Consider the following 11,077-nt stretch of genomic DNA (forward strand, 5'->3'; position numbering starts at 1 on the left):
CCGAGGCCGAAGAACGATATCACGCCATGCTGGACGCGCCACCCATGGCCGCATAACTTAAACCAAACGGTCTCCGGCAAACCCGGCGCGGTTCAAACCGAACCGACGAAGGTTATCTCAAAGAGCTGGAGTTCAGTTCCGAAAAAATCGGTTTCAAGATAGAGAAGATCGATGTTTCCCCTGCAATTGGACGACTTATCCGCCTTCCGAATGTCGGTGGCCTCAAGGGGGTGAACATTTTCGTCGTAGAGGGCGGAGACAGGCTCACAATCCAGTCGGCTGCGCCGACCGAGGAGACCGCTGAGAGCAATGCACGGAAGGCCTTGGAAATAGCAAAGAAGTCCATCATTGGGCGATGACCTTGTATGGGGTAGCGCGTTATTCAATTGTCTTCTGTTAAGTTTCAGCCCAGCGGTCCGTACGAAGATTTCATAGGTAGAAATCGGAATTCGAAATCAATGTCATTCTTCGCTTAAGCAATCACAGTGGTTGCAAACGATAGGCAGATGCAAAAGCGGACAGGTCGTTGTGTACTTCAGTTACATTGCCGGCAGATCGCAGTTCGATGCGATCATCAGTGTGGGTGCAAACATCAATGATTGCCTCACCGAGAGCAAATGCGTCAAAGGAAGCGTTAAGTAGCTGGCCGCCACCTTCATTCAGGGCTTGTATCGCTTTGGAGAGCGCTTGGGCTTGAGCGTCGTTTAAAAGCATGGGCGGCTCCGTCAATCTAAGTCAAATGCGAATTAAATCATAATTCACGGCCGTGTTGGACGACTTCTCAAAAGAGAAAGCAACGGGGCTGGATTTCTGTCACTGAAAGACGAACAGGTGAGCGGCGTGTAGGAAGTCACCTGTTCTGATGGCGCTTTGCAGATACATTGTCATTAAGCATGGAATAAGGACCCCATTTGAGGGGTTATCGGCATCCAAACGGGACCCCTTGTCTCATGTGCAGGGCAAATCGATCAAGGCGATCTGCCGGGAACTGGGCGTCTCGCGCAAAGTTGTGCGGAAGGTTCTGCGCAGTGAAGAGACTGAGTTCAAATACGCGCGCAGCCGTCAACCGCAGCCGAAGCTCGGTCCCTGGCGCGACCATCTTGATGGAATGCTGCTGGCTAATGAAGCGAAGGCCTCGCGGGAACGTCTGACGCTGATCCGGCTATTCGAGGATCTGCGCGATCTGGGTTATGAGGGTGGCTACGATACGGTTCGGCGTTATGCACGCTCATGGTCAAAAGCGCGCGGTTCGGTGACGGCGGAAGCCTATGTCCCGCTCTATTATGCGCCGGGCGAAGCCTATCAGTTCGACTGGAGCCACGAGATCGTCGTGCTGAACGGCGTGACGACGACGGTGAAGGTTGCGCATGTCCGACTCTACCACAGCCGGATGATGTATGTGAGAGCCTATCCGCGCGAGACGCAGGAGATGGTCTTCGACGCCCATGATCGGGCATTTGCCTTTTTCGGCGGGTCCTGCACGCGCGGCATCTATGATAATATGAAGACCGCAGTGGAAACGGTCTTCGTCGGTAAAGAGCGGCAATACAATCGCCGCTTCTTGCAAATGTGCAGCCATTTCCTTGTCGAGCCGGTGGCCTGTACACCGGCGTCGGGCTGGGAGAAGGGGCAGGTCGAGAACCAGGTCAATCTGATCCGGGAACGCTTCTTCACGCCGCGCCTTCGATTTAAATCCTACGATGAGTTGAACGGCTGGCTGCTGGATAAATGCATCAGCTACGCCCGGGCTCATAAGCACGTTGATCAGACGGAGCGCACGATCTGGGAGGTGTTTGAAGAGGAGAAGGCCCATCTGGTCGGCTATCCCGGCAAGTTCGATGGCTTCCACGCGACACAGGCTTCGATCGGCAAGACTTGCCTCGTGCGTTTCGACAACAACAAATATTCGGTGCTGTCGACTGCGGTTGGTCGCCCGGCCGAGATCCATGCTTATGCCGACCGCATCGTCATCCGGCAAAATGGTGTCGAGATCGGCCAGCATGAACGCTGCTTCAGCCGTGGCGAGACGATTTATAATCCATGGCATTATGTTCCGGTCCTGACACGCAAGCCGGGAGCACTGAGAAACGGTGCACCATTCCTTGATTGGGTCCTGCCAGCTTCCATGGAGCATGTTCGACGAAAGCTTAAAAGCATGCATGATGGGGACCGGCAGATGGTGACAATCCTGGGATGTGTCGGTATCGACGGTCTTCCTGCAGTCGAAGCGGCTTGCCAGGAGGCGCTCGATCAGGGGGTATTCTCCGCCGCTGTGATCATCAACATTCTGGCTCGCAAGCGTGATCCGCAGCCCGCCGCCATCCTTTCCATCCCCGATGCGCTTCACCTGACCCATGAACCTCTGGCCGATTGCGCCCGTTACGACAGCCTCAGGAGGGCAAGCTGATATGGAACGATCTCAAATCTTCGACATGATGAGTACGCTGAAGCTTTACGGCATGCGCAGCGCCTATGACGAAATCATGGCCTCTGGCATCAAGCGGCAGCACGAACCACCGCGCATTGTCGGCGACCTGTTGCAGTCGGAGATCGCCGAGAAACAGGCCCGCTCAATCAAATACCAGATCACCGTCGCAAAGCTGCCGCTGGCAAAGGATATCAATGACTTTGACTTCGCCGGCACTCCGGTCAACGAAGGCCTGATGCGCCAGCTCGCGACGGGAGCTTTCCTTGCCGAGCAGCACAATATCGTTCTCGTCGGAGGAACTGGCACTGGAAAATCCCATTTATCCATCGCACTTGCCCGCGCCCTGATCCGCAACGGTGCGCGCGGGCGCTTCTACAACGTTGTCGATCTCGTCAATCGACTTGAGATGGAGGCGCGTAACGGCAAGCAGGGGCGGCTTGCTGACTTCATCACCAGACTTGACTTCGTCATCATGGACGAACTGGGCTACCTTCCATTCGCTCAGGCTGGCGGACAGTTGCTGTTTCACCTCATCAGCAGGCTCTACGAGCGAACTTCGATCATCGTCACCACCAATCTGACTTTCGGCGAATGGCCGACTGTCTTCGGCGATGCAAAAATGACCGCCGCTCTGCTCGACCGGCTTACCCATCATTGTGAGATCATTGAAACGGGAAATGAATCGTGGCGCTTCAAAAACCGCTCTCAAAGCTAAAGCCGAAGAAGGCTAACGATCCGCGCGCGCAGACCCTGCACTAAATTGAAAGTTCCGGGCCCGCGCACCCTAACCGTTGCAACCTAAAGGAGGGGTACTTTTTCGACGCCGATAAGGGGTCCCGTTTAAACGCCGATTGACATCTCGAAAGCGATGAAGTCGATCGCGTCCTGGTCGTTCTGAAAGCGGCCGGCCTTATCGAAGCAGAGGCGCTACACCTGACTTATAGAGGCAGGGCGGTGGCGGCGGAGTGGAATAAATGAAGGCTGCCGCCGGTAACGACGACAGCCTCGTGTCCTTAGTTCTGCCCCAGCGGGGCTAGGTAGGAGGGCGCATCCTCGCCCACCCACCTAGCACGGATCACTCTTTGGCTGCGACCGGAAGGCGGAACGGAGCTCCAAGGCGGTTGAAGGCGTTCATCGCCGCGATAGTGATCGTCAGATCGACGAGGTCCTTCGGTTCGAAGGCGGCCGCAGCGGCCGCATAGGCTTCGTCGGATGCGTGGGTCTGGCTGACGTTGGTAACTTCCTCCGCCCAGGCGAGAGCGGCACGCTCCTGGTCGCTGAACAGGTGAGGCACCTCGTCCCACACCGGAACCAGCGTGATCTTGTCGACGGACATCGTCTTGCGCAGATCGCGGCTGTGCATGTCGATGCAGTGGGCACAGCCGTTGATCTGCGACACGCGCAGGAAGACAAGGTGGATCAGCTCGTCCGGAAGGTTCGTCTTGCTTGTGACGTAGTGGTGGACACCAAACAGCGCCTTGGCGCCCTCGGGGGCGACTTCTGACCAGTTCATGCGGGACATGTTCGTTTCTCCTTCGTTGAGGACGCGGTTTTCCGTTCGCCGGAGAACCGTCGTCGGGTGATCTAATTTTAGCGAATGGTTGTCGGAGGACGCGCTACGGCTTGCGCGGAGTCGTCAGGACAGTGTCGTCGGTGTCGACGACGAAGACGGCGAGCAGCTTCGCTGGCTCGGTCTTGCTGGCATTGGCGCTGACGTCGTGCCGGTCGCCCGGCAGCTCGGTGAAGTTCTGGCCGACGGTAAAAGTCTTCGTCTCGCCGCCGTTGACGGCGCTCTGGATCGCTCCCTCGAGAACCGTGGCGTAGATGAGTGCGGACTTCGCATGCGTGTGGGCGGAGCTGTAGCCGCCCGGCCCGTATTCGACCAGGACGCCCTTGACGCTCTTGCCAGGAACGTCGGGCAGGGGGTGCTCGTAGACAAGCGTCACCTTGGCGTCCTTCGTATCGTAGGCGAGTACTGGCCTAGCGACATCGTGTGCGGACGCAGTGGCAAGGGTGACCGCGAGTGCCGCAGCCGCATATGAAATCGTCTTCATGATCGTACTCTCCTTCTATGCCTTAAGCCATTCGGCGACCGTGACACGGCCCTTGATGTAGTCTCCGCCGGGAACCAGGGAGCCAGTGACGACCGGGGCTCCGAAGTAGTCGGCAGCGGCGTCGGAGACGACAGGTCGGGCATCGCTCTGGGAGCCGAGATACGTCCGGATGAAGGATTCGAACGATGACCGCTCCGGTCCCGCAAGGTCGACCGTTCCGTTCTTCGGCTCGCCCAGCGCGACTTCGACCAAGGCCTCGGCGACATCGTCGGCAGCAATCGGCTGGAAGTCGATGTCCGGCACCTTTACCAGGTCGTCGGCCGCATAGGCGCCGGCCAGGGTCTCGAGAAACTCATGGAACTGCGTCGCCCGGACGATGGTATAGGCCTGGCCCGACGACGCGACGGCCTGCTCCTGCGCCAACTTGCCTGCCATGTAAGGGTTGGCCGCGAGCTGATCGGCGTTGACGATCGAAAGGACGACGTGGTGGCACACGCCCGCAGCTTTTTCCGCGCTCGTCAGGTTCCGGCTCGACGTTCCAAAGAAGTCGGTGATCACGGCCTTGTCGAACGACATCATGTTCGACACGTCGATGACGGCGTCGGCGCCTGCTAGCACATCGGCCAGTCCTTCTCCCGTATTGGCATTGATGCCGTTGCGGGAGCTTGCGGCGACGGCCTCGTGGCCTGCGTCCTGAAGCAGCTTCACTGCCTTCGAGCCGATCAGGCCCGTGCCGCCGATGACGACGACCTTCTTCATCTTGCTCATGGTGCTTTCTCCTATGACGAGGCGCGATTGCCCGTCTTGCGTTCGTGGAGTGCGAGGAAGGCGCATCCGCGGGCGGCGATACCACCGTCGTCGTCTGCGCCAAGATCCGCCAGAAGGTCCGCGACGGATACCTTGGCGAGTTCTGCGCGATAGGCCTTCTCGGCCTTCAGCATCGCAGCGTTGATCTGGCAGGGCTTTGTGAAGTAGCGCTGCGGCAGAGGGTTCGGCCCCCGCTGACGGATCTCGGCACAGCGGAAGGCGGGCGCCGGTCCTTCGACCGCGAGGACGATGTCGAGAAGGCTGATATCCTTCGGGGCCTTGGCCAGCCGATAACCACCCTTAGGCCCCGGCATCGTTGCAACGATGCCCGCGCCGGACAGCGCCTGCAGGTGCTTCAGCAGATAGCTCGTCGACACGCCGTGAAGTTCGGCCAGTGCCGCGGCAGACAGCACGCCGTCTTCCGACAGCCCCGCCAGGAATGCCGTGCAGTGAATGGCCTGTTCGACGCCTTCGCTCAGTTTCATCTTGCATCTCCTAATCGTGGATATAAAATGTCTATGATTTTGTCGGGTGTCAATCCCCGATCACGTAGACCGGCCAAAATCGGAATATGAGATCAGAAAACGGAGTTTCGACGCCGTGGTGCCTCGCCATAGTCAGGACGCTCGCAGGAGCAGAACAACAACGAAGGACAACGAAATGACCACCAAGCTCGCACTCTCCTCGACGCCGGAAGGCATCGTCCCGGCGCTTCTCGCCCATCTGAACTCGCTCGACGTCGAGACCATGCTCGGCTTTTACGACCCGGAAGGCTTGATCGTGGACGCCGCGGGCGTCGCTCACGTGGGCAAAGACGCAATCGGCAAGGAGCTTGCCAAGTACTTCAGCCTCGGCCTTCAGATGTCGATCACCCAGCGCCACCTGTTCGTCGCCGGCGACGTCGCCTCTCTCATCCTCGACTGGTCGTACATCGGCACCGCGAGGGATGGGACCGAGATCAACATGGTGGCCACTGCGACGGACATCGCCCGCCGCGGGCCGGACGGCCTGTGGCGTTACCTCATCGACAACCCGTTCGGCTCGATGCAGAGGAGCGCGGCCTGATGACGGAAGCGGCGGACATCGAAAATGCAGCGACGGGACCTGTGTTCCGCGGCGTCGTCACGACGGGCGTCTACTGCCGGACCAACTGCATCTCGCGTCCGCCTCGGCCGGAGAACATGCGCCGGTTCGTCTGCGTGGCGGAGGCGGAGGCAGCCGGCTTCCGCCCTTGCCGGAGATGCCGCCCGAACGAGGAGGAGTTCGAGAAGAGAAACACGGCCTTGGTCGCGGAGGCCTGCAGGTTGATCGACGCTGGAAACAGCTCGCCTACAGTCGCGGCTCTCGCGCATGCCCTGGGGATCAGCGAGGGGCACTTCCATCGGATATTCCGCAAATGCACCGGAATGACTCCTCGCGCTTACAAGCAGGAAAAGCGTGCTGCCCTTCTGCGCGACGGCCTGAAGCCAGGCAAGACGATCACGTCGACGTTCTACGATGCGGGATACGGTTCGAGTGGACGCTTCTATGCGGTTTCGAACAGGGCGCTGGGAATGGTGCCGACGGACTATAGGGCGGGGGGCCGCCGTGAAAGGATCAGGTTCGCCGTCGGACAGACTTCGCTGGGTTCGATCCTCGTTGCGTCGAGCGACAAGGGCGTCGTCGCGATCCTGCTCGGCGACGATCCGGCCGCCCTTCTCGTCGACCTGCAGGAGCGGTTTTCGAAAGCCGATCTCGTCGGGGGCGACGCTGACTACGAGCGCGTCGTCGCTCGGGTCGTCGGCATGGTGGAGGCGCCGCAGGTCGGTCTCGACCTCCCGCTCGATCTGCGCGGAACCGCCTTTCAACGCAGGGTCTGGCTCGCACTACGGGAAGTGCCGCCGGGCAGCACGGTAAGCTACGAAGAACTCGTAAGGCGGATCGGGAAAGGGAAGGGAGGCAAGACGGTCGCCAGCGCCTGCGCCAGCAATCCTCTCGCCGTCGCGATTCCCTGCCACCGCGTTACGAAGAACGACGGCACGTTCTTCCGCTACACGTGGGGGCTCGAACGCAAGAACGAACTTCTGAGGAGAGAGGGAGTGACCGCTTCGACAGGTTGATTTAGTTTCAACAGCCGGCGGGAGACGAGGCGGCCGGCACCGCATCTGTGATGACAGAAAGCAGTGCGGCAAGATCAGACTTCCTGCGAGCCACGTCGGCCAACGTGTAGCGATCGAAGACCGCTACGAAGGCGGCCGTCGCTTCCTTGAGGACGACAGGAAGGCCGCACGCCGGAGCGATGATGCAGCCGTCGCAGACGAACAGGTCCGTCAGCTTCTCCGTGTGACGGAGGATCGATCCGAGATTGATCTGCTCGGCTGGTCGCGCGAGTCGGATGCCGCCGTTGCGCCCTCTTACCGCCTCGATGAAACCAGCGCCGGCCAGATCCTGGACGACCTTCATCAGATGGTTCTGAGAGATGTCGTAGGTCCCTGCCACCTCGCGGATGGACGTCAGGGCCTCGTCCTTGGCGGCCAGATGGATCATCACCCGCATCGCATAGTCGCTGTAGAGCGAAAGCTTCATGTGTCTCCCTGCGACAAAAACGCATCCGTCGAAAGCATGCATTTACATAGCATTTTTTCGCCGGCAGGAATAGATGCAAATCAAATGCATGTTTAGGTGGACGATGAATCAAGCCGCATTTCGACAGGACGACATCATGCCCGTTCTATCGGCCTTCTATGCACGGGTGAGGCGGGATCCCGATCTAGGTCCCGTCTTCAGCGAGGTCGTGGAAGACTGGACGGAACATCTGCAGCGCCTCGAGGACTTCTGGTCGTCGCTGATGCTTGCCAGCGGGCGATACAAGGGAAACCCGGTCGCGATGCACGTCATCCACGCGCAGCGGATCCACCCCCGGATGTTCACGCGCTGGCTTCAGTTATGGAAGCAGACGACCGACGAGATGGTGCCTGGGGAAGTCGCGCGCGACATGCAGACGAAGGCGGCGCGCATCGCAGACCGTCTAAGCCGAGCGATGCATGGCGTTGAGGCGAGTGCGACGGCGGTCCGCGATGAAGACCAGGGACTCCACCAGCCCTATCGGGTTACCGGCGTATTCGATCACGGAAAGGTGCCGACCGCGCTTCTGAAGCGACATGAGACGCGCGATGGAACATGGGCGGTCATCCGGGTCGTCGAGGGAAGGGTGGTCCTGCACTACGACGACCCGGCGGCCTCGCCGCTCGTCCTCGACCCGAAGCATCCCGGCGTCGTCGAACCCCGTCAGCCGCATCACCTAGAACTGCTAGGACCCGTGCGGTTCCAGCTCGAATTCTTCGACCGCGATCCGCGGCCGTCGATCAACATGAACCTGAAAGGAACTGACCCATGCCCGAGCCATTGAGCGAAACCACCATCCAGATAGTAAAGGCCAGCGCGCCGGCGCTGGCCGTCCACGGAACCGCGATCACCACGGCCATGTACGCGCGGCTTTTCAAGGACTCCCACATCAGGGAGCTGTTCAATCACTCGAACCAGGGCGAGGGCGGTTCGCAGGTTCATGCGTTGTCCGCCGCGATCATCGCCTATGCGCGGAACATCGACAATCTTGCTCCCGTCGTCCCCGTGGTCGAGCGGATTGCCCACAAGCACATCGGCTACCATATCCTGCCGGAGCACTATCCCTTCGTCGCCACCGCGCTTCTGGACGCTATCAGGGAGGTACTCGGCGACGCGGCCACGCCTGAGCTGATTCAGGCCTGGGGCGAGGCCTACTGGTTCCTCGCGAATCTGCTGATGGAGCGTGAGGCCGACATCCGCGAAGGTCTCGAAGCCCAAGCTGGCGGCTGGAACGGCTGGCGGCCCTTCGCGATCGCGGAAAAGAATGAGGAAAGCAGCGTCATCACGACGTTCGTCCTAAAGCCGGCCGACGGCGGGCCTGTCGTCCGACACAAGCCGGGCCAGTATTTGACCTTCCGTCTTCGCCTGCCGGACGGCTCGCAGGTAAAACGAAACTACTCGATATCCTGCTCGCCGAACGACAGCGCCTACCGTATCTCCGTCAAGCGCGAAGCGACGGGAGCCGGCGGATCGCGCTTTCTCCATGACATCGTGCAGGTCGGCGACGTGATCGAGGCGACGCCGCCTGCCGGCGACTTCTTCCTGCCCGAAGAACCCGTCCGGCCCGTCATTCTACTATCCGCCGGCGTCGGCCTCACTCCGATGGTCAGCATGGTGGAAACCATCGGCGCCCAGTATCCGGACGTCCAGGCTCATTACGTCCACGCCGCACTGAACAGCTCGACCCATGCGATGGACCGGCACGTCAGAACGATCGCAAAGCACCACGGCCGCATCTCCGTGGCGACGTTCTACAGCGAGCCCGCTTTGACCGACTCGGCGGGCGTGACCCACGACTATGACGGCTTCATCAGCGTGGAATGGCTTAAGCACAACACGCCGTTCGAGAAGGGAGATTTCTACCTCTGCGGACCGAAGCCATTCCTCAAGTCGCTGGTCACGGACCTCTGGAAGTCTGGAGTGGAGGCGGAACGAATTCATTTCGAATTCTTCGGGCCTTCCGACGAGCTGCTTGCGGCAGCCTGAATCATAGAGGTCAGAGAGGGACGGCCGCCGTGCTTCTCTGACCGTCTCCTTGCCGCAAATGGCCGACCGGGTCACTGATAGCTTGCTGCGATGCCGACTGCTCCGTTGACACTGCCGCGGCCCTCCAGAAGACTGGAGATATCAAATAGGAAACAGAACATGCGCCCGATTATCAAACGCTCTCCGATTGAAACGCTCGTCTGAACTGCGACGTAGTCTCCGACGGCCGTCGGGGCGCCAGGGAATCGAACCAGTTCGGCGAGCTTACTTTCTTCAGGTAGAACGTTGAACTTGCGCGAACCAATTATGGGTGTCCGCCGTCAAGACACGGGAACCACGTCCCGCAACGGTCACCTTCAGGATGGCACATACGCTCGCATCCCATCGACAGGCGGCGCCGGAGCCGCCTGAAGCTGATACCCGCCCCGAACTGTGCGACAAGAACCTTCCGGTCCAGCCTGTCCCGCCGATCGCACACTCCACTTCGATGACCGGGACCCATGTCGGCTGCCCGAGAGACAGTCCTCGCCGACCTGCGCCAACGCATCTCCGCCCTCGAAGGCTGCGGCGCGAAGCAGGCGGGCTGTCTGCCTTTCGGCGTGGCGGAGATCGACCGTATTCTGCCAGGCGGCGGTCTCGCCCACGGCGCCCTGCACGAAATCGCGGGAGGCGGATCGGGGACCGTCGACGGGGCGGCCGCCGCACTTTTCGCAGCGGGGATAGCTGCCCGAAGCAAAGGCAAGATCGCCTGGTGCCTGACGCGGCCGGACCTTTTCTTTCCGGCTCTCGCGCAGGCCGGCCTTCATCCCGACAGGGTCGTCTTCATAGAAGACGAGAAGGAGGAGGACGTGCTGGCGTCGATGGAAGAATGCCTGTCCTTCGGCGGATTGGGCGTCGTCGTCGGCGAGCTCGTCCGGCTGCCGATGACGGCCTCGCGTCGTCTTCAGCTCGCCGCCGAAAAGACCGGGACGATGGCCATCGCCGTCCGGCGGTGGAGGCGACAGACGGAGGCGAACGACTTTGGACAGCCGACGGCGTCGACGACAAGATGGCGGGTCAGCGTCCTACCTTCAGAGCAGCTTCCGGTTCCAGGTTTGGGACGGGCTAGAGCCTTTCAGGTTTTGACGGAAGCGTATCCGGCGCTTTCGAAGTAGTTTGAACATTCGGCTGGTTCGATGGTTGTGACGAGGTGGCCGAT

At 60.3% G+C, this 11,077-nt stretch carries 12 protein-coding genes and 1 pseudogene; 7 read left to right on the forward strand and 6 right to left on the reverse strand.

Annotated features, from left to right (window positions below; genetic code table 11):
- Positions 1-480 precede the first annotated feature (480 nt).
- The gene (locus tag FHS76_RS22060) at positions 481-714 is read right to left on the reverse strand and encodes a hypothetical protein (protein WP_235992862.1); all 234 of its coding nucleotides are present in this window, start codon (positions 712-714) and stop codon (positions 481-483) included.
- A gap of 229 nt (positions 715-943) precedes the next feature.
- Between FHS76_RS22060 and istA the strand changes: the two are divergent.
- Both istA and istB read left to right on the forward strand, forming a co-directional pair.
- Positions 944-2,476 (forward strand): annotated as a pseudogene (gene istA / locus FHS76_RS22065) (IS21 family transposase).
- Positions 2,409-3,143 (forward strand): IS21-like element helper ATPase IstB, encoded by a 735-nt coding sequence (istB, locus tag FHS76_RS22070; RefSeq protein WP_183658420.1) that lies wholly within the window; start codon positions 2,409-2,411, stop codon positions 3,141-3,143. The pseudogene istA and the gene istB overlap by 68 nt, the downstream one beginning before the upstream one ends.
- A 360-nt stretch (positions 3,144-3,503) precedes the next feature.
- Here the strand turns inward: istB and FHS76_RS22075 are convergent, their stop codons facing one another.
- The 4 genes from FHS76_RS22075 to FHS76_RS22090 all read right to left on the reverse strand — a co-directional run bounded on the left by FHS76_RS22075 (position 3,504) and on the right by FHS76_RS22090 (position 5,774).
- Complete coding sequence (locus tag FHS76_RS22075) at positions 3,504-3,950, reverse strand: carboxymuconolactone decarboxylase family protein (protein ID WP_183658423.1); 447 nt, start codon at positions 3,948-3,950, stop codon at positions 3,504-3,506.
- 94 nt (positions 3,951-4,044) lie between these two features.
- Positions 4,045-4,482, reverse strand: coding sequence for a cupin domain-containing protein (locus tag FHS76_RS22080; protein WP_183658426.1), 438 nt, complete (start codon positions 4,480-4,482; stop codon positions 4,045-4,047).
- A 15-nt stretch (positions 4,483-4,497) separates the two neighbouring features.
- On the reverse strand, positions 4,498-5,250 hold the full coding sequence (locus FHS76_RS22085; protein ID WP_183658429.1) for an SDR family oxidoreductase: 753 nt from the start codon (positions 5,248-5,250) through the stop codon (positions 4,498-4,500).
- A gap of 11 nt (positions 5,251-5,261) precedes the next feature.
- A complete protein-coding gene (locus FHS76_RS22090; protein WP_183658432.1) occupies positions 5,262-5,774 on the reverse strand; it encodes an RrF2 family transcriptional regulator in 513 nt (170 codons plus the stop codon).
- A gap of 175 nt (positions 5,775-5,949) precedes the next feature.
- Between FHS76_RS22090 and FHS76_RS22095 the strand changes: the two genes are divergently transcribed.
- Both FHS76_RS22095 and ada read left to right on the forward strand, forming a co-directional pair.
- The gene (locus FHS76_RS22095) at positions 5,950-6,354 is read left to right on the forward strand and encodes a YybH family protein (protein WP_183658435.1); all 405 of its coding nucleotides are present in this window, start codon (positions 5,950-5,952) and stop codon (positions 6,352-6,354) included.
- A complete protein-coding gene (gene ada / locus FHS76_RS22100) occupies positions 6,354-7,388 on the forward strand; it encodes a bifunctional DNA-binding transcriptional regulator/O6-methylguanine-DNA methyltransferase Ada (protein WP_183658438.1) in 1,035 nt (344 codons plus the stop codon). Before FHS76_RS22095 ends, ada begins: the two co-directional genes overlap by 1 nt.
- Before the next feature lie 7 nt (positions 7,389-7,395).
- Here ada and FHS76_RS22105 read toward each other — a convergent pair whose 3' ends face one another.
- A complete protein-coding gene (locus FHS76_RS22105; RefSeq protein WP_183658441.1) occupies positions 7,396-7,854 on the reverse strand; it encodes an Rrf2 family transcriptional regulator in 459 nt (152 codons plus the stop codon).
- A 136-nt stretch (positions 7,855-7,990) separates the two neighbouring features.
- Here FHS76_RS22105 and FHS76_RS22110 point away from each other — a divergent pair, with 136 nt between their 5' ends.
- The 3 genes from FHS76_RS22110 (at position 7,991) to FHS76_RS22120 (ending at position 11,033) form a co-directional block, all read left to right on the forward strand.
- The gene (locus tag FHS76_RS22110; RefSeq protein WP_210306206.1) at positions 7,991-8,677 is read left to right on the forward strand and encodes a DUF1971 domain-containing protein; all 687 of its coding nucleotides are present in this window, start codon (positions 7,991-7,993) and stop codon (positions 8,675-8,677) included.
- Positions 8,662-9,879, forward strand: a complete 1,218-nt coding sequence (hmpA, locus tag FHS76_RS22115) for an NO-inducible flavohemoprotein (RefSeq protein WP_183658443.1) — start codon at positions 8,662-8,664, stop codon at positions 9,877-9,879. Before FHS76_RS22110 ends, hmpA begins: the two co-directional genes overlap by 16 nt.
- A gap of 500 nt (positions 9,880-10,379) precedes the next feature.
- A complete protein-coding gene (locus tag FHS76_RS22120; protein ID WP_235992864.1) occupies positions 10,380-11,033 on the forward strand; it encodes an ImuA family protein in 654 nt (217 codons plus the stop codon).
- Positions 11,034-11,077 lie beyond the last annotated feature (44 nt).

The sequence above is a fragment of the Brucella daejeonensis genome (genome assembly GCF_014199265.1).
GTDB classification, from domain to species: domain Bacteria; phylum Pseudomonadota; class Alphaproteobacteria; order Rhizobiales; family Rhizobiaceae; genus Brucella; species Brucella daejeonensis.